This window comes from Sorangium sp. So ce385, assembly GCF_051474135.1.
In the GTDB taxonomy this organism is placed as follows: domain Bacteria; phylum Myxococcota_A; class Polyangia; order Polyangiales; family Polyangiaceae; genus Sorangium; species Sorangium cellulosum_D.
The window spans coordinates 13,492,183-13,515,207 of sequence record NZ_CP150337.1; the positions used below are offsets into that span (position 1 = coordinate 13,492,183).

The window sequence follows — 23,025 nt, forward strand, 5'->3', positions numbered from 1 at the left end:
CGGCGGGGGCAGTACGTCGACGCCAGAGCGATGGCTGCTCGGGGACGGCGGCGCTACCCTGCCGATGAGGAGACCCCTATGCACAAGTCTCGCCTTCAGCGTGGGTCACGGACCGCAACTCTCCCCACCGGACGCGCGGTCGCGACGTCGTTGCTCGCGGCAGCGGCGGTGGTCGCGGTGTCCAGCGCGGCCAGGGCCGACGGAACGGACGACCGCGGCGCCGGGGTCGCGCTCGCGGCGCGCTCCCCCGGCATGCTCGAGCCTCGCCTCCCCGGATACGTCAGCCCCGCGCTGCCCGGCGACGTCTATCGCTCCAGCGGCCTCGATGTCCTGAGCGAGCCGGTCGCGACCGCGGGCGAGCCGCTGCACGGGCTGGCCTCCGAGCTCGACGAGACCAGCTACGACATCCCGGGGCAGATCGTCGTCGACGCGCGCGACGATCTCGACGAGAGCTCGCTCGCGGCGCTCGCGCGCGACTTCTCGCTGACCGCCATCCCGACCGCGCTCGCCTCCGAGACCCGGATCCAGATCGCCACCGTGGAGGGCTCGGTCAACGAGACGCTCCAGCGGCTCGCGCAGGATCCGCGCGTGGAGGCGGCCGAGCCGCTCGCGTGGGTGCGCGCCTCGTTCGCCGCGAACGACCCGCTGCTGAAGGACCAGTGGCACATGGCGCGCGTCGGCGCCGAGCGCGCCTGGGACTTCGCCACCGGCCGCGGGGTCACCGTCGCCGTGGTCGACACCGGCATCGCCTGCGAGGACCACGGGCCCTTCACCAAGGGGACCGACCTCGCCTCCACCGAGTGCGTGGAGGGATGGAACTTCGTCACCAAGACGAGCCACGCGAACGACGACCAGGGCCACGGCACGCACGTGGCGGGCACGATCGCGCAGTCGACCAACAACGGCATCGGCGCCGTGGGGCTCGCCTTCCACGCGCGGCTCATGCCGGTCAAGGTGCTGAACGAGAGCGGATGGGGCACGACCGCCGACGTGGCCGACGGCATCCGCTGGGCGGCCGAGCACGGCGCCCACGTCATCAACCTGAGCCTCGGCGGGCCCCGCAACTCCAAGGTCCTCCAGAGCGCGATCGACTACGCGATCTCGCGCGGCGCGGTGGTCGTCGCGGCGGCCGGCAACACCGGCGGGCGCGTGCAATTCCCCGGCGCCTCGGACGGCGTCATCGGCGTGAGCGCCACCGACGCGAACGACAAGATCGCGCGGTTCTCCTCGCGCGGCCAGGGCGTCGACGTCGCGGCGCCCGGGGTGAACGTCACCCAGCAGACCATCTGCAACCGCGGGCGCGACAAGTGCGAGGGCTACCCCGTCTACAGCGGCACCTCGATGGCCGCGCCCCACGTGGCCGGCGCGGCGGCGCTGCTCGTGAGCCTCGGCGTGTCGGACCCGCGCGCGGTCGAGGACGCGCTCCGCGCAGGCGCGCGCGTGGTCGACGACTCCGACGGCGGCAAGCTCCTCTACGGGGCCGGCATCCTCGACGCCGCGAGCTCGGTCGTGCGCGTCACGCAGAGCCACATCGCCGTGCGGCTGCTCGCGCTGCTCGTGCTCGCGACGTGGGTCGGCCGCCGCGCCCGCAAGAAGGAGGCGAACGCCACGAGCCCGTGGCAGGCGAGCTTCCTCCTCCCGGCGCTCGCGGCGGGACCGGGGCTGTTCTTCTTCGCCCCGTGGCTCCTGCCGCGCGTGGACCTCGCCGTCGACGTGCTGGCCCGGCCGATCGCCGACCTCGATCTGCTGATCGGCGCCTCGGTCCACCGCTGGCTGCCGCTCGCCAACGCGCTCGTCCCGCTCGGCCTCACCTCGCTCTTCTTCGGCGTGAAGAAGCTCCGGCCGGTGATCGCGGGCCTCTCCGTCGGCACGGCGGCCTACCTCACCTCGGTCGTCGCGCTCGGCGAGGTCGCCGGCCCCCTCGGCCGGATGGCCCTCATCGTCTGGTGCGCGGTCAACGCCGCCGCCTGCCTCTGGATCGCCCGGACGAACCTCTCCACGCGCTGAGCCGGAGCGCCGCGCCGAGCCGGCGCGCCCCGCTCGCCCACGGCCGTGCGCAGGAGCCGGTCGTTATGACCTCCCCGCCAAAACGAGCTAGGATGCCGGCCATGCGGTCCGGCACCTTGCTCCTACCTTTCGCGCTGCTCGTCGGGGCGTGCGGCGGCTCTTCCAGCGAGACGCCGTGGCCCGCGGAGCCGGAACGCCCCGCGCCCGGCCCCAGCGACGAGGCGGCGCCGGAGCCGATCGACTCGAACGCGATCCCCGAAGGCGCGGCCGAGGGCTCGGCCGGTCAGGCCGACGCCGGCCGCTGAATCGACGGCGGAGGACGGCATGGCGGACAGCCGGATGGCGGGCGCGCAGCGAAGGGCCTGGCTCTCCGCGGCCCTGCTGTCCGTGGCGCTGCTGGTCGCGCCGCTCCTCTTCTGGCTGCTCGTGCCGCGCCCCGCGCCCGTGATGCCGGCGCGGCGCGAGCCCGCCTCGGCGCTGCTCCCGCCGCCGCAGCCGGAGCGCGCGGCGCCGCGCGAGGTCGAGGTCGAGCCGCCGCCGGCTCCGCCGCCGCCGCGCGAGACGACGGCCGCGCGCGCTGAGCCGGTCCGCGGCGTCGTCCTCGATCCGGAGGGCCGCCCGAGCGCCGGCGCCGTGGTCCGCTGCCGCGACGAGCCGGGCATGACCGCGAGCGCCGACACCGAGGGCCGCTTCGAGCTGCCGCCCGAGGCCGACGGGTGCACCGCGACCGCGGCGCAGCCCCCGCTCGGGGACGCCGAGCCCACGCGCCTCGCCGCGGGCCGCGACAACGTCCTCCACCTGATCGCGGCAGGCGCGATCGCGGGCGAGGTCGTGGATCAGTCGGGCAGGCCCGTCGAGGCGTACCTCCTGGCGATCGAGTCGTTCGTGCCGTCCGGGGCCGCGGTGCGCGGCAGCGCCGACGGCCGCGCGCACCAGGTCACCGATCCGGGCGGCGCGTTTCGGTTGAACGCGCTCGCGCCGGGCCGCTACGTGCTGACGGTGAGCGCCGCCGGCCGCCCGCCGACGCGGAGCTCGGCGGTCGACGTCGAGGCGGGCCGCACCACCGAGGGCGTGAGGATCGTGCTGCCGCGGGGGGCGACGCTGAAGGGCAGGGTCCTCGACGCCGCCTCGCGGGCGCCGGTCGTCGAGGCCCAGGTCGAGCTCGACTCCGTGACCTCGTCCGGCGCCAACGCGATCTCGCTCGTGCTCACCGACGCGAACGGCGAATACGCGCTCGAGGGGGTGCCGGCGCGCGGCCCGTTCTCGGTGCGCGTGCGCCACGAGGACTACATGGCCAAGATCGTGTCCGGCCTCGACGCGCGCGGCACGGGCGCGGCGCGCGCCGACATCGAGCTCCGGATGCTGGACGACGGCGGGTCGCGCGAGGAGCTCACGGGCATCGGCGCGATGCTGTCGGTCTCGTCGAGCGGCGTCACGATCGCGGGCCTCATCGAGGGCGGGCCCGCCGCGTCCGCCGGGCTCCAGCAAGGCGACGTCATCGTCCGCATCGACGGTGAGAACGCGAAGGAGCTCCCGCTCGCCGACTGCATCCAGCGCCTCCGCGGCCCGGTGGGGACGCGCGTCTCTGTCGGCGTCGAGCGGGACGGGCAGGTCATCGACGTGACAATGCGGCGCGACATCGTGGTTCGGTGAACGTCGGGGCCCCGAGGTGCTAAGGGTCGGTCCATGTCCACGCGCCCTACCGCGCTTCCCCCGGCCGGAGCTCCGGACGTCCTCTACCTGATCGACCTCTCGGGCTACGTCTTCCGCGCCTACCACGCGATCAGCCCGCTCTCGAGCCCGAGCGGCGAGCCGACGCACGCGACGTACGGCACCGTCGCGATGCTCTCGAAGCTCGTGGACGAGCGGAAGCCCGCGTACCTCGGCGTGGCGATGGACTCCCCGGGCAAGACGTTCCGCGACGATCTCGACCCGCGCTACAAGGCCCACCGGCCGCCGCCGCCGCCCGACCTCGGGGTGCAGATGAACCGGTGCCGGGAGATCGTCGAGGCGTACTGCATCCCGATCTTCATCCAGGAGGGGCTCGAGGCGGACGACCTCGTGGCCGTCGCCGTCGCGCGGGCCAAGGAGCGGGGGCTGCGCGTCGTCATCGCGTCGAGCGACAAGGATCTCATGCAGCTCGTCGACGGCGACCGGGTGATGCTCTGGGACGCGATGCGCGACAAGGTCTACGGGCACCCCGAGGTCGTCGCGAAGTTCGGCGTGCCTCCGGAGCAGGTGCGCGACCTGCTCGCCCTCGTCGGCGACAGCTCGGACAACGTCCCCGGCGTCCCCGGCGTGGGCCTGAAGACGGCCGCCGAGCTGCTCGCGCAGTTCGGCTCGCTCTCGGCGATCTACGCCCGCCTCGACGAGGTGAAGAAGCCTCGCATCCGCGAGTCGCTCAAGCAGCACGAGGCCGACGCGCTCCTGTCGCAGAAGCTCGTGACGCTCGACGGCAGCGCCCCGGTCTCGCTCGACCTGGAGACGCTGCGCTACGGCGGCGCAGACACCGGCAGGCTCCGGGAGCTCTTCACCGAGCTCGGGTTCTCGCGCTTCCTGAAGGCCGTCCGCGCGCCCGAGCCCACGGCGCGCGCGTCGACCTACCGGGTCGTCGCGACGCGCGAGGAGCTCGAGGCCTTCGCCAAATCGGCGCGCGCGGCCGGGCGCCTCGCCATCGACGTGCACGCGACGAGCCGCGAGCCGATGAGCGCCCACGTCTGCGGCGTCGCGCTCGCCTGCGAGCCGGGGCAAGCCGTCTACGTCCCCCTGGGCCACCGCTACCTCGGCGCGCCGGCCCAGCTCTCGATGGGCGACGTCGACGCGGTGCTCGGCCCGCTGCTCGCCGACCCCGAGCTCCCGAAGGTCGGCCACGACGTCAAGTTCTGCGAGGTGGTGCTCCTGCGGCACCGCATCGGGCTCGTCGGCGTCGCGTTCGACACGATGCTGGCGAGCTACCTGCTCGATCCCGAGGGGAAGAACCAGCTCCACGAGCTCGCCGAGCGCGAGCTCGGCGCCAAGATGCAGACCCTCGACGAGGTGGCCCCGAAGCGCCGCGGGCAGGCGCAGCGCGGCCTCGACGAGATCGAGATCGGCGAGGCCACCACCTACGGGGCGGCGTCCGCCGACGTCGCGCTCACGCTCACCGACCGGCTGCGCCCGCGGCTCCGCGCCGAGCGGCTCGAGGATCTGCTCGTGCAGATCGAGCTGCCCCTCTCGGCGGTGCTCGCGGAGATGGAGCTCACGGGCGTCCTCGTCGACCCGCAGGCGCTCGCGCAGCTCGGCGCGCAGATGACGACCGAGCTCGCGGCGCTGGAGCAGAAGGCGCGCGAGATGGTGGGGCACGACATCAACCTGGCGTCGCCGAAGCAGCTCGAGACCGTCCTGTTCGACGAGCTCAAGCTGCGCTCCCAGCGCAAGACGAAGACCGGCCGCTCGACCGACGCCGACGTGCTGGAGACGCTGGCGGAGGACCACCCGTTCCCCGGCGTGGTGCTCGAGCACCGCGTCATCGCCAAGCTCAAGGGCACGTACGTGGACGCGCTGCCGCGCCTCGTGCACCCGACCACGGGCCGGATCCACACGCGCTGGAGCCAGGCCGTGGCCGCGACGGGGCGGCTCTCGTCGCAGGATCCGAACCTGCAGAACATCCCGATCCGCACGGAGCTCGGCCGGATGATCCGGCGCGCGTTCGTCGCGCCGCCCGGGAGCGTGATCGTGAGCGCCGACTACTCCCAGATCGAGCTGCGCGTCCTCGCCCACCTGTCGAAGGATCCGGTGCTCGTCGACGCGTTCCGCACCGGGCAGGACGTGCACGTGCGCACGGCCATGGAGATCTTCGGCGTGGACGAGGCGGGGGTCACCGACGAGATGCGGCGCCGGAGCAAGACGATCAACTTCGGCGTGATCTACGGGATGGGCGAGGCGGCGCTCGCGAAGCGCCTCGACATCTCGCGCGCGGAGGCGGCGCGCTTCATCGACGCCTACTTCGCGCGCTACCGCGGCGTGCACGAGTTCATGGAGCGGACGATGACCGAGGCGAAGCGCTCGGAGTCGGTGCGCACGCTGCTCGGCCGGCGCAGGCTGCTCCCGGACCTGCGCAGCAGCGACCGGATGCGCCGCGCTCAGGCGGAGCGCATCGCCCAGAACACCCCCATCCAGGGGACGGCGGCGGATCTCTTGAAGCTCGCGATGGTGCGCATCCCGCGCCCCGTGGTCCCCGGCGCGCGCATGGTGCTCACGGTGCACGACGAGCTCGCGTTCGAGGTGCCGATCGCGGCGGTGGACGAGGCGAAGGCGAAGGTGCGGGAGGCCATGGAGTCGGTCTTCCCGCTCGACGTGCCGCTCGTCGTCGACATCGGCCACGGCCCGACGTGGGCAGAGGCGCACTGACGCTCGGGAACGCCGGGCCGCCGCCGCGGAGCCCCGCGATAGCGCGGGGCGAGACCGGCGGCGGCGTTCCGGCGATCGGGGCAGACAAAACGACGACGCCCGCTTCACCTTGCGGTGAGCGGGGCGTACGTACGAAGGGGTTGTTGCTCAGCCCGCGGCGGTCTTGGCGGCGACGCTCGCCTTGTGCAGGGCGAGGGCCAGGCGGCTCTTCACACGCGACGCGCGCTTGGCGGGGATCGTCCCCTTCGAGGCGGCGCGATCGAGCGCGCTCACCGCGGCGGTGACCAGCGCGGTGGACTCCTGCGGGGCGCCCTTCAGCCCGGTGCGCGCCTTCTTGACGACCGTGCGGAGCTCCGACTTGGCGGCGCGGTTGCGCGCGGTCCTGGTGATGCGCTGGCGGTTGCGCTTGTCGGCGGATGCGTGATTGGCCATGAGAAAAGCTCTCCTACTTCTTCGCCTGCGCCTCGGCGGGCGTGGCAGCGCGCTGGGCGTCCGGCGCGTTCTGATCGTAACCCGCCGGATGGATCGGGAACTTGGGGGTGCCGTGAGCGCGCTCGAAGCGCTTGCGGCGGGTGCCCGAAGTGCGCGCCTTGCGCCGACGGATGCGCTGGGTTTGCTGAGTCGCGGAAACCATGGGGGCGCGCATTCTACCTGCGGACGCCCTCGTGTCAACCGGGACGTGGGGCCTTCCGGGGCCAGGGGTTGGGCCCCGTGGATTCCCAAGAACTAGGGCCGGATCGTGGCGCTCACCGAGAACGACGGCTTGGAGAACGGGCCCACGTTCGCGGCCTTGAGCGCCGCCTGCACGCAGCTCGACTGGCCGTTCGAAGCCGCCCAGCCGCTGACGCTGACCTTGCTCACCTGGCCGGTCGACGAGAACGTGATCTGCGCGCGCGACACGTCGTCCGCGCCCGCGACGCACGCCTTCGCGTTGCCCATGACTGAGCCGAGCGCGGCCTGGACCGAGCCCTGCGACGGCTGCTCGGGGATGTTCTGCTGCCGCAGCGGGCCCGAGGCCGGCACCGGCGCCTCCGACACCACCGACGGCTGCTTCTCCCCGTCGTCGCCCACGGCGGCCTGCATGGCGGAAGGCAGATCCCCCGGCTTGCCCGCCGGCGTCGGCGCCGCCGCCATCTTTCCCTGCTCCGGCTTCGGCGTCGCGGCGGGCGAGGCAGGCACCTCGGGCGCAGCCGCCGGCGCCGCCGCGCCGGCGCCGACCGGCGCGGCGGCCGTCCTGGGCGTCGCGGCCAGCTTCTCCGCCGTCTCCGTCTCCACCGCCTGCGGCTCGGGCTCCGCGCTCTCCGCCGGCGCGGCGGGCGCGGCGGCGACCGGGGCAGCAGGCGCTGCCGGCTTCTCCTCGCGCGGCGCGGCGGGCGCCACGTCGATGGTCGGCGCTGCCGCGGTGGCGGTCGCCGTCTCCTGCTGCGACGGCGCCTTCGTCTTCACCACGACCGCCACCGCCGCGGCCAAGCCCAGGGCCGCGAGCGCCGCGCCGGCGATCATCCCGCCGGACCGCTTCTTCGCAGCAGGCTGGGCGACGGGCGCGGACGGCGCGCGCGGCCTCCTCGCGGACACCGCCGCGACCGCGTCGTGCCTCTCGCTCTCGAGCGTATCGGCCGCGCCGAGCCGCGCCCTGTCGGCGGCCTCCACGTGCTCCGGGGGAACCGACGCGCTGAGGCGGTTGAGATCGATCACGCCGGAGTCCTCGGTCACCCCCTCGGCCGGCCGCAACGCCGGCGACGACGCGCGCATGACGCCGGAGATCGACCCGCGCCCCGGCGGCGTGGATACGCGCCCCGGCGGCATCGAGCCGCGTCCCGAGGCCGGCAGCGGCGTGGACAGCGGACCGCGTCCGGACGGCACCGGCGTGGACAGCGGACCGCGCGCGGACGGCACCGGCGTCGAGAGCGCCGGGCTGCTCCCTGTCGCGCCGCTCGCGCGACCCGGCGCCTGGCTGGCGCGCTCGGCGATCTCCTTCAGCGATTGGCGTCTCTTCTCCGGGGGCCGCGAGGCGCTGCCGCCCGACAGGCTCGCTTCAGACTTCGAGGCCCTGCCTGCTTCCAATCCGTCCGCCATGGTACTGCGTTCTCCTGCGGTGCGTGCTTCTCGCGAAATGTCCCCGGCCTGCTCCTCGCCTGGCTCCGCGGCGAGATCCGGGGCTGCGAGGAGGTCGGCCACCGCCGCCGCATCCTCCGATCGCCGGGATAGAGCGACCTCGACGATGCGAGCTGCCCGCGTCTCCCACGCCGCCTCGTCGGCGGTGGGGGCAGGCCAATCGTTGAGCATCTGGTCGAGGTCGAGCTTGCTGGTGACGTTCATTCGGCGTCCCCTCCGAAACCACGCTCCGCGAGGTATGCGCGGAGCTTGCGGCGCGCCTCGTGGACGCGCCAGGCGACTGTTCCTTCCGGACACCCCAGGATCTTGGATGCGTCCTCGTGGGGCACGCCGTCGATGCACACGAGGATGAGCGTCGTCCGCAGCGTGTCGGAGAGCGTATCGATGCCGTCGCAGAGCGCGGCCGCGAGCTCGCGCCGCTGGGTCGTCGCGGCCGGATCGACGCCGTGGCTCGGGCGCGTCTCGAGCAGCAGCGCCTCGATCCGCGGATCGTCCGTGGGGGTCGAGTTCCGGGTCGGCTTGCGCGCCCGGATCATGTTGAGCGAGAGGTTCACGGCGATCCGGTAGAGCCAGGTGAAGGGCTCGCTCCGCCCGTCGAACCGATCGAGCGCCTGATAAGCCCGGACGAAGGTCTCCTGGGTCACGTCCTCGGCCTCCGCGCCCGAGCGGACGAGGTGGAACGCCAGCCGGAAGATGCGCTTCTGATATCGACGGACCAGCACCCCGAACGCCTGGGCATCTCCGCCCCGGGCTTGATCGACGAGCTCACGATCGGTGGTCTTGGCCATCCTAGCCGCCTCGCGGTGCGAATTGTCTCCCGCGCACGGACGACAGCGCAGCCGCGGACAGCTCTTCGCGACGGCCGCTGGCCGTCTCGGCGAGAGAAGCCCCTCGCGGCGAGCCCTGCTTCGCGGAGGCGGAGCAGGGCGATGAGGAGGCAAGTTCCACGTTCAGGCGCGCGAAGATAGCCGAACACTCCTCCTAGGACAAACCATGCGCCCTGGACCTTGGGCGCCGCGGCGCGACTTCGACCGGCCGGGCGGTATGCCCGCGCTAGCGCGCTCCGGCCGGCGCTCGCCCGGCGGCGGCGCCCTGGCCGGCGCGGCGCCGGGCGGGCGCCGGCCGCGCTCGCCCGCGCCGCTGCTATGGTCGGCGGATGCGACGCTTCTCGAGCTGGATGCGCACCCTGGGGCTCATCGCCGCGGCCTTCGCAGGGGGGGCGGCGACTTCGCACCTCGCGGGCGCGAGCACACAGGCGCAGAGCCCCTACGCGCCGCTCGAGCAGCTCGCGCGCGTGCTCGTGCTCGTCGAGAACAACTACGTCGAGCCGGCGCAGCGCAACAAGATCATCGACGGCGCCATCAAGGGGATGGTCGCGGAGCTCGACCCGCACTCCGCGTACATGAACGCCTCCGAGTTCGCCCAGTTCCAGGAAGAGACCGGGGGGACGTTCGGCGGCGTCGGCATCGAGGTCGACACGAAGGACGACCAGATCACCGTGATCGCGCCGATCGAGGGCTCGCCGGCGGCGCGGGCGGGCATCCGCTCCGGCGACCAGATCATCGCGATCGACGGCCGCCCCGTGCGCGGCGAGCGCCTCGACAAGCTGGTGAAGATCATGCGCGGGCCCCCCGGCTCGCGGGTGAAGCTCACGATCCGCCGGCAAGGCGCGGCCGAGCCGCTCACGTTCGACCTCGCGCGGGAGCAGATCCACGTCACGAGCATCGCCGCGAGGCGCCTCGATCGCGACGTCGCGTACGTCCGCGTGAAGCAGTTCCAGGACGGCACCCACGAGGAGATGCTCCGCGCCGCGGCGAGGCTGCGCGCCGCATCGAAGGCGCCGCTGGCCGGGGTGATCCTCGACCTGCGCAACAACCCCGGCGGCCTCGTGCACGAGGCGGAGGCCCTCGCCGACGAGTTCCTCTCGTCGGGGACGATCTACTCGACGCGCCAGCGCAACCAGGTCGTCGACGAGGCGAAGGCGCACGACGGCGGCGCGTTCGCCTCGCTGCCCGTGGTCGCGCTCGTGAACGAGTACTCCGCCAGCGCCGCCGAGCTCGTCGCGGGCGCCCTGCAGGACAGCGGTCGCGCCACGGTCGTCGGCGCGACGACCTTCGGCAAGGGGTCGGTGCAGACCATCTACGAGCTCCCCGGCGGCGCCGGGGTGAGGCTCACGACGATGCGCTACTACACGCCGAAGGGGCGCTCGATCCAGGCCCAGGGCATCCGGCCGGACATCGTCATCGAGAGCGCGCAGCAGCCGCTGCCGGCCGCCATCCTCCGCGAGCAGGACCTCGAGGGGCACCTCCCCGCCGAGGGATCGATCGGCGACGGCTCGCCGAGGGCCGTGCTCGTGGAGAAGCGCGCGGCGGCCGCCGCGCGCGGCCCCGAGGGCGACGTGCCCGCCGATCCCACCCGCGGGAGCGACTTCACCCTCGCGGTGGGCTACCAGCAGCTGCTTCGCGCGATCCCGGCGAGGCGCTAGCGCGAGGAAACGCGCGGAGCGACCGGCGCCGACGGCCCCTCGCGTCCGCGTCGGCCCTCGGCGCCGGCATCGATCCTCGGCCGGCGTCAGGCCTCGGCGCCGGCGCGGAGCCCGGTCGTCACCGCGTCGAGCACGGTGCGCGCTCTCCCGGCGATGGTCGCCCCCGCCGCCAGGATCCCGGGGGCGGCGCGGACGCCCTCGCACCGCACGCCCACCGACTCCAGCGCGCCCGGCCGCTCGCCGCGCGGCCAGGCGACGACATCGAGCTCCGGGCCCTGCATCGAGCTCACCACGCCGAACGCGCCGCGCGCGTCGCCGAGCGTGACGGGCGCCTCGATCGAGAGCGCGAACGGCGCGCCGCCGCGCGCCGGGAGGTCGGGACCGGCGCCGCGCTCGGGCGGGGCATACACGATGCCCCCGCCGGCGAGGCCGCCGATCGCCAGGATCACCGCGTCCGCGGCGAGCGGCACGTCCTCGTCCTCCACGTGGACCGAGACGCCCTCGCGCGGTCCGCCCGGCCCCCCGGGGTCGCCGCCCACCGCGCGCACGCGGCCGTGGCGCCGCGCCGCCCCGATGGCGGCGAGCAGCGCGTCGCGCGCCGCCTCGAAGCGGAGCCCGGCCGGCGAGCCGGCGCCGATCAGCGCCTCGCCCACGGGGACGCCGAGGCGCGCCGCGAGCGCCTCGGCCCGCGGCGCGCGCGCGCCGAGCCAGGGGCCGAGCAGGATCGCCCCCGCGCCGCCCGCCGCCTCGAGCGCCTGCCGGAGCCGATCGAGCAGCCAGGAGAGCCGCGCCGGATCGTCGTGCCGGGCCGCGAGGTCGCCGTCGGCGATCTGCCGCTCGTCGTCGAAGCGCAGCACCGGCGCGTCGACTGGCAGGAAGCGGAGCCCCCGCGCCCGGGCGAACGGCTCGTCCGTGAGCGCCTCCGCGAGCGCGTCGGCGTCCCAGGCGGCGCGCGCGGCGCGCGGGATGAGGACGCGCGTGCGGCGGAGCGAGCCGAGGTCGAGCAGCGCGCGATCCCTGCCGCGGGCCGGGCGGATCCGGCCGGCGACGGTGGCGAGGCGCACGCCGGACGCCTGCGGCACGTCCCACAGGCCGAGCTCCGCCGCGAGCTGCCTCGCCGCCGGCGCGAGATCGCCCGCGGGCAGATCGCTGCCGAGCAGCCGCGCGGCCCGCTCGACCTGCTCCCACGGGACGTCGTCGACCGCGCCGCCCGCGAGCGCCGTCTCCCCGACGCCCGCGGAGATCACGGTGACCTGCGCCCCGCGCCGCCTCGCGCTCCACGCGGCGGCGAGCCCGGCGACGCCGGCGCCGATCACGAGGATCGATCGCGCCACGCCCTCTCCTCCGGCTCCCGCGCGGGGCGCGGCGACCGGCGATCGCTGTCCTCGCACGCCGCCGCGGTCGCCTCGTCGCCCGCGGGCGCGCCGAGCTCCGACCGCACGCTGGCGATCGCGAGCGCCTCCTGCCGCGCCTGCTCCGGGCCGAGCGCGACCGCGCGCGTCATCGCCTGCCGCGAGAGGAACTCCACGGCCTGCCGCATCCCGTCGCGCGGCGGGAGCGAGAGCTCCTGCGCCACGATCTGCCCGCACCGCGCCGCGCAGCGCATGCCCCCGCACGCGCCGAGGCCGAGGCGCGTGCGGCGCGCGACGTCGGCCACGCTCCGCGCGAGCTCGTGCCGGAGGACGTAGCGCACCTCGGCCTCGATGACGGGCTCGCACGGGCACACCGTCGCCGCCTCGCGCGGCCGCTCGCGCACGCGCTCCTCGATGCGGAGCGCGCGCGAGCCGTGGCGGTAGACGAGCCGCCGGGCGGCCACCGCGTCGATCTCCATCCTCCGCGAGAGCGCGAGCGCGTCCACGGGGCGGTCGCCGCCGGGCAGCGCGGTCGTGTGCGTCACGCAGCGGGCGCCGAGATCGAAGCGCCGCGCGAGGACGTCGGTCATCTCCTGGGCGAAGAGCCGGAAGCTGGCCAGCTTCCCCCCGATCATCGAGTAGAGGCCCGGCGCGCCGTGCGCCGCGTGGTCGATGACCTGGTGCTCGCGCGAGAGCGCGTCCTCGGTCGGCCCGTACGCGTAGAGCGTGGGCCGCACGCCCGCGTACGTGCCGATCGCGCGCGCCTCGTGGATCTGCGGGAACACGCGGGCGATGCCCTGGACCAGGTACCTCACCTCCTCGCTCGTCGCGCGGACCTGATCGAGATCGCCGTAGAAGTCGTCGTCGGTCGTGCCGATGACGCTCATGTTCTGCCAGGGCTCGAGGAAGATCTGACGGCCGTCGATCGTCCTCGCCATGATCGCGTAGTTGGTGAGGCGACGGTCGAACACGACGTGCACGCCCTTGCCGGGCCGCACCCGCGAGCTCGCGGCGGGGAGGCCCGCGAGCGACGCGGTGATCGGCGACCACGCGCCGGTCGCGTTCACCACCGTGCTCGTGCGGAGCCGCCCGCCCTCCCCGGTCACGCGGTCCCGGTAGCGCACGGCCACGACCTCGCCGGTGTCCTCGCGGCGCTCGATCCGCTCGACCGTGTGCCCGACGTACACCTTGGCCCCTCGCTCGATGGCGTCGACGGCGTTGGCGATGCAGAGCCGCGCGCCGTCGATCCCCCACTCGTCGAAGCTGAAGCCGCCCACGAGATCGCCGTGCAGCCCCGGCTCGAGCCGCCGGAGCTCGTCGGGCGAGAGGCGCGCGTGCGGCTTGCCGCGCTTGAGCGGCTGGTACTTGTCGTACGCCTCGAAGAAGCCGTCCGCGAGCGTGTAGAGGATGCGCCCGTGCCTCGCGTCCTCGAACGGGACGAGGAACGGGATCCGGAACAAGAGGTGCGGCGCGATCGCCTGGATGTGCCCCGAGTCGCGGCACGAGTTCTCGGTCACGTGCGGATCGCTGGTCAGGTACCTGAGCCCGCCGTGGATCATGCCGCTCGAGTTCCCGCTCGCGCCGAACGCGAGATCGTTGCGCTCGAAGAGGGCGACCTTCAGGCCCCGCTGCGATGCGTCACGCGCGACCCCCACGCCGTTCACACCGCCGCCGATGACCACGACGTCCACGTCGGTGTCGGCGCGGCGGGCCGGCCTTGCGGCGCTCGAGGGGAGGATCGTCACCTGCGGCGTATAGCATGCCAGAACTTTTCCACGAGCGGGCCCAGCCTCGCGCGCGGCGCTGCAGATGCTGGCCGAGGCCGGCCGTCAGCCGCGGACCCGGATCGCCCAGGTCAGCTTCGCGAGGTTGCGGAGCACGTTCGGGACGCGGCGCGTGAGGTTGATCGAGGGGCGCCGCTTCTCCAGCACGCGGACGGGGATCTCCTCGATCCGCAGGCCCGCCCGGTAGGCGCGGATGACGAGCTCGCTGGCGAAGACGTCCTTGTCCACGACGCACTCGCGCACGATCCCGAGGAGCGGCTCGCGCAGGAACGCCTTGAGCCCGTGCGTGTCCGTCCCGCGGAAGCCGAGCGTGGCGCGGAGGAGCCCGTTGTACATCTGGCTCGCCGCGTGCCGCGCCCACGGGCGGTCGTCGCGCGCCCCCTGGATGAGCTTCGAGCCGATCACCATGTCGACGCCGCCCGCCCGCAGCATCGCGATCGCGCGGCGCTGGAAATCCACGTCGCACAGGTCGATCTCGTCGCAGAGGACGAAGCGCCCGCGCGCCCGCTCGATGCCCGCGCGGAGCGCGGCGCCGTAGTTCGGCTCGCCGATCGAGAAGTGCCGCACTTCCGCGTACTTGCGCTCGAGCTCGCCGGCGATGGCGAGCGTCCCGTCGCGCGAGCCGTTCTCGGCGAGCACGAGCTCCCAGCGCCACCCGAGCGGCAGCAGCCGCTCGCGCAGGTCCACGACGGCCGCGTGGAGGATCGCCTCCTCGTTGTAAACGGGGATGACGATGGAGATCTCCGGCGCTTCGCCCGCGTCCCCGCGGCCAGGCTCGGCGGCGCTCACGGCGCACCTCCGAGCAGGGCCTGCGCGCGGAGCGCCGCGTCGCGCCCGAAGTGGAGCGCGTCCTCCATCGAGGAGTAGTTCCAGCCGCCGTACCGCCCGCACGAGAGGATGCGCTGGCCCTCGAGGAACGGCCGCACGGCCTCCAGCGACCCGAAGTAGCTGTGATCGAACACGACGTACGCGTAGTCGATGCGGCGCAGCCGGGCGAACCGGACGGCGCTCGGCGCGGGGATGAGGCCCATCTCGACGAGGCCCTCCGCGACGCGCGGGAGCAGCGCCGCGAGATCCGGCTCGGCGCGATCGGCGAGCTCGACGTAGAGGCCCGCCTTGCCCGGCGGGGCCATGGCGGGGGAGAAGTTCGAGTAGCAGCCCACGCGGTAGAACGGGTACTTCGCCTCCGGGACGTAGACCCAGTGCAGCGGCTTCCCGCACGGGGTGTCGAGCGCCACGTCGAGGTAGTGGAGGTGCGTGCAGCGCAGCCGGGAGGCCGCCTCGGCGACGGAGCGAGGCGCGTCCGCGAGGCGCCTCAGGAGGGCGGGCAGCGGCGCGGACGAGATCAGCACGTCGTACCGGACGATCTCGTCGTCGAACACGAGCTCGCGCGCGCGCCAGTCGATCGACGCGGGCGCGCGACCGAGCTCGATCGCCGGGGTGCGCGCGTCCCGCGGCCGCTGCTCGGCGAGCGCCCGCGCGAGCCCGTGCGTCAGCTGGCCGATGCCGAGCCGCGGGTAGAGGAACTTCGCGTTGTAGCCGAGCTCGCGGTCGTTCAGGCCGACCGCTCCGGCGAGCACGTCCTCGAGCTTCGGCAGCGGGACGAAGCGGGAGCACCAGTCGGCGGTGATCTCGCTCGGGTGCACCCCCCAGAGGCGGCTGTTGTAGGGGATCATGAAGTGGCGGCTGATCCCCTCGCCGAAATGCGCCAGGCAGAACTCCTCGAAATTCCTGGGCTCGGGCCGGTCCGCGGCGAAGTGCGCGTCGATGAAGCCGCGGAGGCACTCGTAGGCGACGGCGGGCGGCAGGCCGAAGGTGTTCGCCTGGAACGGATAGCGGGTGTACGTGCCGTTCGACCAGATCATCGAGCGCCGCTCGATCTCGAGGGGATCGGGGCCCAGCCAGCCGAGCGCGAGCTCGCGGGTCGCCGGGTCGCGCAGGTGGAGGAGATGCCCTGTCCGATCGAAGCGGAAGCCGTCGTCCTCGAGCGTGATCGCGTGGCCGCCCGGGCGCGGCAGGCGCTCGAACAGCCGGTGCGGCACGCCCGCTCGCCCGAGGTGGTACGCGGCCGCCATGCCCGTCAGGCCGGCGCCGAGGATCGCGACGGGAACGCTGGAAATCGTGGGTCGGGTCATCGCTCGCGGCCCGGCCGCGGCCGCGGCCGCGAAGACACCACCTCCCCGGTGCGCGGTCAAGGCGCGGTGCCCGGCCGTGGACGCTCGCCCATGCTGGATTTCCTGCCCTCGGCGTGAGGCGGCCCGAGCTCCGCGCGCGCCGGCGAAGACCGCCGTTGGCGCCTCCGCCCAGAGCGACTAGGTGTGTCTAGGTCCCGTCGCGCGCGCCCCGCGGTCCGGGGCGTCCGAGGTATCCGAGGTCGAAGATGCCCATCCCCCGCCGGAAGTCGGTCCAAGTCACCGGGAGGACCCTCTACCTGACCGAGGACCCGGAGCTGCTGAAGCAGCAGCTGGCGGGCGGCGAGCTGCGCTTCGATCCCGAGCAGCACACGCTGATCGACAACATCTCGACCGACGAGCTCACGCCGGGCTGGGTCTGTTACTACTACGACGAGACGCTCGCCCGGTACTGCCTGGTCGGGCTGCGCGGTGGGCTCATCGAGCGCGACGCCATCAAGAACGGCGGCTTCGGCGTCATCGTCAGCGGGCGCTCGAAGGGGTGCGGCAGCTCGCGCGAGACGGCGCCGTACTCGGAGCGCGAGGCCGGGATCCAGATCGTCGTCGCGCGCAGCATCGAGAAGATCTACGGCCAGAACTGCCAGAACATCGGGCTGCTCACGACGACCGACTTCTCGCTCCTCGATCGGCTCGCGCGCGGCGAGGAGATCCCGATCGGCGAGTTCACCCGCGGGCTCGACCCGATCAGCGCCGACGTCGTCGAGTACGGCGGCCTCTTCGCCTACAACAAGGCGCGGATGGCCGGCGAGGTCTCGCCGCCCACGCTCGACACGCCGCCGCGGCCCATGACCCTGTGCGAGAAGATCATCGCGGCGCACGCGATCGTGGACGCGAGGGCGGGCAAGATCGGGGTCCCGGCGGTGAAGCCGGGCGACGCGCTCTTCGTCCGCATCGACGTGCGCTTCTCGCACGAGTACGTCACGCCGATGGCCGAGTCGCTCTTCCGGGCGGGCTTCGGTCCGGACGCGGTCGTGACCGAGCCGGAGAGCGTCTTCGCCTTCCGCGATCACCTCACGTTCCTCGATCGCGTGATGCCGGAGGCGCACCTCAAGCTCGGCCTGCGGGAGCAGGCGGCCTCGCTCGCGACGGTGCAGCAGGCCTTCACCGAGCGGCACGGGATCAAGCTGTACGGCGAGGTCGAGCGCGACGGCAGGACCGTGGGCTCCGAGGCCATCTGTCACAACAAGGTGATCGAGGAGCTCGCGCTGCCGGGGCAGATCGTGGCCGGGACCGACTCGCACACGTGCATGGCGGGGGCGCTCGGGTGCTTCGCGTTCGGCGTCGGCTCGACCGACATGGCGAACGCGTGGCTGACGCGCGACGTCCGCGTCGCGGTGCCGCAGTCGGTGCGCTTCAACCTGACCGGGCGGCTCGGGCCGGGGGTCACCGCCAAGGACGTGATGCTGTTCCTGCTCTCGCAGCCGTTCTGGAAGACCGGCCAGGGCATCGGCAAGGTGCTCGAGTTCGCGGGCGACGGCGTCCGCGCGATGGGCCTCGACGAGCGCGCGACGCTCACGAACATGGCGGTCGAGGCGGGCGGCTTCACCGGCATCATCGAGGCCGACGAGGAGATCGTGCGCTACCTCGTCGAGCAGCGCGGGCTCGCCGCGGAGGACGTGCGCGCGCGCGTCGTGCGCGCGGACGCCGGCGCGGAGTACATGGCGACGTTCGACGTCGATCTCGCGGCGATCGAGCCGATGGTCGCGACGCCCGGCGATCCGCGCAACGGCGTGCCGCTGCGGTCGCTCCGGGAGGTCGCGGGCGGCGAGGTGAAGATCGACATCGCGTACGGCGGCTCGTGCACGGGCGGCAAGAAGGCCGACATGGACATGTACGCGTCGGTGCTGCGCCGCGCGGTGGAGCAGGGCAAGCGCGTCGCCGACGGCGTGCACCTCTACATCCAGTTCGGCTCCCAGGACATCCGCCGCTACGCCGAGGCGAAGGGCTACCTCGAGATCTTCGAGAAGGCGGGCGCTGAGCTCGTCGACCCCTCCTGCGGCGCGTGCATCAAGGCCGGACCCGGTGTATCCGACCGCAAGGATCAGGTCACGGTCTCGGCCATCAACCGGAACTTCCCGGGCCGAAGCGGACCCGGCCGTGTCTACCTGGCCAGTCCCCTGATCGTCGCGGCCAGCGCGATCGCGGGAAAAATCGCTTTCCCGGAGTCATGACGCAGAGCGCCTATCGCGGAGTTACACACATAGTGGCCGCAATCGGCATCATGGAAAAACGAATGCTTTCCACGGAAGTGCGCCGTACGCTAAGGTGCTCTTCTGTGGCGGATCGGGAGGAGCCCCAAGAGCGTATGACCGACAAGGACACGCTGGCGAAGAACAACGAAGCCTCGAAGACGGACAAGCGGAAGCAAAGCCTCTACTTTCCGGAGTCGATGCTGCAGGAAATCAAGGAGGAAGCGGCGCGGCTCGATCGCTCGCTTTCTTGGGTCGTGCAGCGCGCGTGGAAGCTGGCGCGGATAGACATCAAAAAGCTTCCGAGTGTCAACGACGTGGCTGACGACGAGGACAGCGGCGACTAACATCGCCGCGAGCCTCGCGTAAGCCGCGTCGCTCGGGGATCGATGGGTCGAGAGCTCTTCGCCGCCGGGAAGGACGGTACGCGGATCTATGTCCGCTACCGGGAAGGTCCCGGCGGCATCGGAAGCTTGGCCAGCGGGGTCGGGGCGGGCTCGGAACGCCTCACCGCGGTGCTCTGCGATGGCATCGCGTGCGACGGCTTCATCTGGAAGTACCTGTGGGACGACCTGGCCCGTACGGTCAACGTCGCCCACTGGAACTATCGCGGCCACGGGCGGAGCAGCCTGCCGGTCGATCCGAAGGCGGTCGAGCTCCGCGACCACGCGAGCGATCTTGCTGCGGTGCGCGCGGCGATCGGCGACGGCCCCGTGGTGCTCTTCGGGCACTCGATGGGCTGCCAGGTCATCCTGGAGCACTTGCGGACCCACCGCGAGGGGGTGCGCGGGCTCGTGCTGATCTGCGGCTCGTCCGGCAGGATCACGCACCACTTCAAGGGCACGGACGTGCTCGCGCAGCTGCTGCCGCGGCTGATCGAGCAGGTCGACGCGTACCCGCACATCGCGCGGGCGATCTGGAGCCGCGTGCCCGCGCCGATGGCGCTGCGGATCGCGCTGCTCGCCCGCGAGGTCGACGCGAGCGCGGTCACCCCGGCGGATCTGCTGCCGTACATGCGGCACATGGTCGACATCGATTTCTCGATGTTCCTCCACATGCTGCGCAGCGCCGGCGAGCACTCGACGCTCGATCTGCTGCCGCAGATCGAGCTGCCCGCGCTCGTGATCGCCGGCGACCGCGACACGTTCACCCCGCCGCGCCTCGCCGAGGAGATGGCGGCGGCGCTGCCGCGGGGCGAGCTGATGATGGTGAGCGGCGGCACGCACGTCGTCCCGCTGGAGCGCAAGAAGATGGTCATCGAGCGCGTGGAGCAGTTCCTGCTCGAGCGCGTCCTCGGTGGAGCCCCGGTCGGGAGACCTTCGGCCAGCGATGAATCGTCGCAGCCTCCGGCCGAGGGCGGGCCCTCGCCGGGGGATCCGCGCGGGCTGTCGAACGACGAATGAGCCGCCGCGCGCCAGACGGACCAGCGCGCGGGCGGCTGCGACGGCGCGGCGGCGCGGCGCGGCGCCTGGTCGTCGCGGCGGCGCTGATCGCGGCCTCGTGCGCGCGGCCGTCGTCCGAGCAGAGCGGCGGGTCCACCGGCGCGATCGCGGCGCTGGCGGAGCGCGAGATCGCGCTTGCGCCCGGCGGGATCCCGGCGCGGTCATCGGGCGAGCCGCCCGCGTCCCCGGCGCCGCGCGCTGGAGCCGCGGGGGACGCGCAGGTCGCGCGCGCGGCGGGGGACACGCAAGCCGCGCGCGCGGCGGGGGACGCGCAGGTCGCGCGCGCGCTCCGGCGCTCGCCGCTGCGCGCGCTCCGGCTCACGGGCAAACCGACCGACGGTCGGTTCGAGGCGATCCTGGCCTTTGGCGCGGGCGTCGAAGGAGCGGCCCCCCGCGAGGTGAAGGTGAAGCTCGCGCCGGCGCAGAAGAAGGCCCCGCTCGCGTTCCGGCGTCCGGTCGCGTTCTACCGGCTGGCGAGGGCGCTCGGCGCGCACGTCGTGCCCGCCGCGACGGCGCGCCGGATCGGCATCGGCGAGCTCGCGGCGCTCATCGGGCGCGAGCCGAACGGGCGCAAGCTGCTGCGCCGCTTCGCGGTCATGAACGACGGGACCGTCGACGCGCTGGTCCTCGCGCCCGCTCCCGGTCCGCCCGGCCCGCGCTGGGTGTCGTCCCGCCGGCGGTCGGTCCGCTTCGATGACGCGCCCGAGCTCGACGTGTGGGCGCGCTGGGCGCGCTCGCGCTCGCCGGCGCGCGGCGAGCGCGCCTCGATCCTCCGCGATTACCTGGAGGTGCTCGCGCTCGACTACCTGGCCGGCAACGGGCTCCGGAAGGAGATCGTCATCGACGTGAGCGCGGGGGCCCTCAGCCTCGAGGCCAACGCCAGCGCGTTCCCGCTGCACGTGAAGGCGCACGAGCTGGATCGGCAGCTCGATCGCCTGGTGGAAGCGGCGCGGTTCCCGCGGGCGCTCCGCGACGCGCTCGCGCGCTTCGGCCCCGAGCAGGCCGCCGCGGCGCTGCGCCCCGGCGGGATCGAGGACGAGCTGGTGCCGCCGCGCGCCCTCGTCGAGCTCGAGGAGCGGCGGCAGGCGCTGCTCAGCCTGATCGAGGCGAAGATCGCCGACAGGGGAGAGGACGCCGTCCTCAGCCTCTAGCGCGGATCCCCCTGTCGGGAGCGAGCGCGAGCGCCTCGCCGCGCGCGCATCTTGATCTCCGGCGGCAGCGGGGCGATCACGGTGAACCGTGATCGACGTCGCGACCCTGCAGCGCTGGACGGAGGACATCGGCTACAGCGCCGAGCTGACGAAGCCGTCGACCCTGCGCATCCGCCCGCGCGAGGAAGGGATCGTCGAGCTCCCGCCGTTCTTCGTCCAGTGCACCGAGAACTGGGTCGTGCTCTCGATGTTCGGCGTGCTCGACTCCATCGACATGCAGGGCCGCGACGAGGCCGGGGCGAGGCTGACCCCCCTGGCCGAGGACACCGGCCAGATGCTCGGCCTGCTCCGTCACCTGCTCGAGGCCAACCGCGACATGCGCACCGCCAAGTTCGCCCTCGGCGATCGCAACGAGATCCTGCTGTGCGCCGAGCTGCCCACCGAGTCGCTCGACCGCTCCGAGTTCGTCGACGCGGTCGAGCGCATCATCGAGTACGCCACCGCGTACCGGCACGCGCTGCTCGGCACCGACACCTGAGCGGCCGGGGCGGGGCCGGCGCCCTGCCAGCGCCCGGCGCGATCACCTCTGCGTGATCACCACGCGGTTGTCGTCCCGGTAGGTGACGTTTCCGGATTCACCGCGGCAATCCCAGCAGGTCGCCCACGTGAGCCGCCGTCGCACGTAACCGTTGAAGCCGAGCGCGATCGGCCCCGGCTCGCCCTTCAGCAGCAGCGACGACGCGATCCGGTACCGATCTCCGGGGAGCTTCAAGAACGCGACGATGAACGAGTCCTCGTCGGACTTCCCCGTCACCACGAGCACCTCCTCGCCCGGCACGGGGTTCCAGAGCAGCGGCGAGGTGGTGAGCGTCGTGTTCGGAGGCGGGCTCGCCTCGGGCTGGATCGCCGGCGTGCCGCTCGGCGAGAGCCGCGTCCGGCCCCGGCTGAGCACGACGTTCACGTCGTCGGGCTCCTTGAAGAACTTGACCTCTCCGCCGAGATCACGGAGCTGCGGCACCGACGCGAGCAGCTCCGCGACCTGCTGCGGCCCGATCTCCGCGCGCCGGTACGTCTGCTGCCACTGCGGCGACGGGATCGACGCCGCGTTCGGCGCGCCGTGGCAGCACCGGAAGCCGATGTCGTCGCCCGACGCGCCCGGATCGACCGCCGCGCGGCGCGCGCACCGGTGATCCACGCCGCTCGCGCTCGCCGTGGCCCCGCGCACGGCGGCGGCCTTGGGCTGAAGGTTCTCGATCGGCGCGACGTCGCTCGCGGTCCACTCGCGCACCGCGGCCCCCATGCCGAGCACGCCGAACCCGGACGCGCACGACGCCGGCGCCTTGGCGCACGCCGGGTCCCACGCGGCGCCGCCCGCGTAGGGCGTCCCCTCAGGGCCCTTGCACGCGCGCTCCCACTCGAGCTCGGTGCACAGCCGGCCGCCGGCCTGCTGGCAGAGCTCCGAGGCGCGCGCCCGCGTCACGCCGGTGAGCGGCGCCTGCGCCGGATCGTTCGGGTACAGGTAGCGATCGATGGTGAAGCCGCCCAGCTCGACGTCGAGCAACGCCGGCTCCAGCGCGGGATCGCGCCCCTTGTCCCCGGGCGTGCTGCCCGCGACGAGCTTCCCGGCGGGGATCTCGACGCGCGCGGGCCCCGCGGGCACCGCGCCGGCCTGCGGCCTCGCGCTCGCGGCGGGCGACTCGTTCTCGGCCGCCTCGAGCACCTTCCCGGACGGCGCGGGCGCAGCCGGCGCGCCGCCGTCCGCGCGCTTCTCCCCGGCCTGCTGCTGCTGCTGCTCCGCGCGGTCGCAGCCCGACCCTCCGGCGACGCCGGCGGCGACCAGCAGGATCAGGGCAGCGGCGGGCGTCCTCGTCGGCACGTTTCCTCGCAAGCGCTCCGCCTTATGTCGCAGGACCCCTCGC

At 73.6% G+C, this 23,025-nt stretch carries 19 protein-coding genes; 10 read left to right on the top strand and 9 right to left on the bottom strand.

The annotated features are described in order from the left end of the window. The first annotated feature begins 78 nt into the window (after positions 1-78). From WME83_RS49340 to polA, 4 genes are all read left to right on the top strand, one after another. Positions 79-2,007 (top strand): S8 family peptidase, encoded by a 1,929-nt coding sequence (locus WME83_RS49340; protein WP_437316659.1) that lies wholly within the window; start codon positions 79-81, stop codon positions 2,005-2,007. A 101-nt stretch (positions 2,008-2,108) separates the two neighbouring features. Beyond that, on the top strand, positions 2,109-2,312 hold the full coding sequence (locus WME83_RS49345; RefSeq protein ID WP_437316660.1) for a hypothetical protein: 204 nt from the start codon (positions 2,109-2,111) through the stop codon (positions 2,310-2,312). Between the two features lie 19 nt (positions 2,313-2,331). Continuing rightward, complete coding sequence (locus WME83_RS49350; RefSeq protein ID WP_437316661.1) at positions 2,332-3,660, top strand: carboxypeptidase regulatory-like domain-containing protein; 1,329 nt, start codon at positions 2,332-2,334, stop codon at positions 3,658-3,660. 33 nt (positions 3,661-3,693) lie between these two features. Then, positions 3,694-6,396, top strand: a complete 2,703-nt coding sequence (polA, locus tag WME83_RS49355) for a DNA polymerase I (RefSeq protein ID WP_437316662.1) — start codon at positions 3,694-3,696, stop codon at positions 6,394-6,396. 147 nt (positions 6,397-6,543) lie between these two features. Here polA and rpsT read toward each other — a convergent pair whose 3' ends face one another. From rpsT to WME83_RS49375, 4 genes are all read right to left on the bottom strand, one after another. Next, on the bottom strand, positions 6,544-6,828 hold the full coding sequence (rpsT, locus tag WME83_RS49360; RefSeq protein WP_437316663.1) for a 30S ribosomal protein S20: 285 nt from the start codon (positions 6,826-6,828) through the stop codon (positions 6,544-6,546). Between the two features lie 13 nt (positions 6,829-6,841). Beyond that, positions 6,842-7,030 carry a hypothetical protein gene (locus WME83_RS49365; protein WP_020741788.1) on the bottom strand — a complete coding sequence of 63 codons (189 nt, stop codon included), beginning with the start codon at positions 7,028-7,030 and terminating at the stop codon, positions 6,842-6,844. A gap of 92 nt (positions 7,031-7,122) precedes the next feature. Beyond that, the gene (locus WME83_RS49370; protein WP_437316664.1) at positions 7,123-8,472 is read right to left on the bottom strand and encodes a hypothetical protein; all 1,350 of its coding nucleotides are present in this window, start codon (positions 8,470-8,472) and stop codon (positions 7,123-7,125) included. Between the two features lie 239 nt (positions 8,473-8,711). Then, positions 8,712-9,299: an RNA polymerase sigma factor gene (locus WME83_RS49375; RefSeq protein WP_437316665.1), complete on the bottom strand. Its 588-nt coding sequence runs from the start codon at positions 9,297-9,299 to the stop codon at positions 8,712-8,714. A 368-nt stretch (positions 9,300-9,667) separates the two neighbouring features. On the opposite strand from WME83_RS49375, the gene WME83_RS49380 reads away from it, so the two are divergent. After that, positions 9,668-10,996 (top strand): S41 family peptidase, encoded by a 1,329-nt coding sequence (locus tag WME83_RS49380; protein ID WP_437316666.1) that lies wholly within the window; start codon positions 9,668-9,670, stop codon positions 10,994-10,996. Between the two features lie 86 nt (positions 10,997-11,082). On the opposite strand, the gene WME83_RS49385 is transcribed toward WME83_RS49380, so the two are convergent. The 4 genes from WME83_RS49385 to WME83_RS49400 form a co-directional block, all read right to left on the bottom strand. Next, positions 11,083-12,330 carry an FAD-binding protein gene (locus tag WME83_RS49385; protein WP_437316667.1) on the bottom strand — a complete coding sequence of 416 codons (1,248 nt, stop codon included), beginning with the start codon at positions 12,328-12,330 and terminating at the stop codon, positions 11,083-11,085. Continuing rightward, positions 12,309-14,093, bottom strand: coding sequence for a glycerol-3-phosphate dehydrogenase/oxidase (locus WME83_RS49390; protein WP_437316668.1), 1,785 nt, complete (start codon positions 14,091-14,093; stop codon positions 12,309-12,311). Before WME83_RS49390 ends, WME83_RS49385 begins: the two co-directional genes overlap by 22 nt. Before the next feature lie 84 nt (positions 14,094-14,177). After that, positions 14,178-14,921 (bottom strand): glycosyltransferase family 2 protein, encoded by a 744-nt coding sequence (locus WME83_RS49395; RefSeq protein WP_020741795.1) that lies wholly within the window; start codon positions 14,919-14,921, stop codon positions 14,178-14,180. Beyond that, on the bottom strand, positions 14,918-16,267 hold the full coding sequence (locus tag WME83_RS49400) for a protoporphyrinogen/coproporphyrinogen oxidase (protein ID WP_437316669.1): 1,350 nt from the start codon (positions 16,265-16,267) through the stop codon (positions 14,918-14,920). Before WME83_RS49400 ends, WME83_RS49395 begins: the two co-directional genes overlap by 4 nt. A gap of 245 nt (positions 16,268-16,512) precedes the next feature. Here WME83_RS49400 and WME83_RS49405 point away from each other — a divergent pair, with 245 nt between their 5' ends. The 5 genes from WME83_RS49405 to WME83_RS49425 all read left to right on the top strand — a co-directional run bounded on the left by WME83_RS49405 (position 16,513) and on the right by WME83_RS49425 (position 21,644). Next, positions 16,513-18,495, top strand: coding sequence for an aconitase family protein (locus WME83_RS49405; RefSeq protein WP_437316670.1), 1,983 nt, complete (start codon positions 16,513-16,515; stop codon positions 18,493-18,495). 134 nt (positions 18,496-18,629) lie between these two features. Next, positions 18,630-18,860 carry a TIGR04563 family protein gene (locus WME83_RS49410; protein WP_012241296.1) on the top strand — a complete coding sequence of 77 codons (231 nt, stop codon included), beginning with the start codon at positions 18,630-18,632 and terminating at the stop codon, positions 18,858-18,860. Between the two features lie 42 nt (positions 18,861-18,902). Then, the gene (locus WME83_RS49415) at positions 18,903-19,916 is read left to right on the top strand and encodes an alpha/beta fold hydrolase (RefSeq protein ID WP_437316671.1); all 1,014 of its coding nucleotides are present in this window, start codon (positions 18,903-18,905) and stop codon (positions 19,914-19,916) included. Beyond that, positions 19,913-21,106, top strand: coding sequence for a hypothetical protein (locus WME83_RS49420; RefSeq protein WP_437316672.1), 1,194 nt, complete (start codon positions 19,913-19,915; stop codon positions 21,104-21,106). Before WME83_RS49415 ends, WME83_RS49420 begins: the two co-directional genes overlap by 4 nt. Before the next feature lie 88 nt (positions 21,107-21,194). After that, complete coding sequence (locus WME83_RS49425) at positions 21,195-21,644, top strand: YbjN domain-containing protein (RefSeq protein ID WP_437316673.1); 450 nt, start codon at positions 21,195-21,197, stop codon at positions 21,642-21,644. 42 nt (positions 21,645-21,686) lie between these two features. Here WME83_RS49425 and WME83_RS49430 read toward each other — a convergent pair whose 3' ends face one another. Next, positions 21,687-22,982 (bottom strand): formylglycine-generating enzyme family protein, encoded by a 1,296-nt coding sequence (locus tag WME83_RS49430; protein ID WP_437316674.1) that lies wholly within the window; start codon positions 22,980-22,982, stop codon positions 21,687-21,689. Positions 22,983-23,025: the final 43 nt, after the last annotated feature.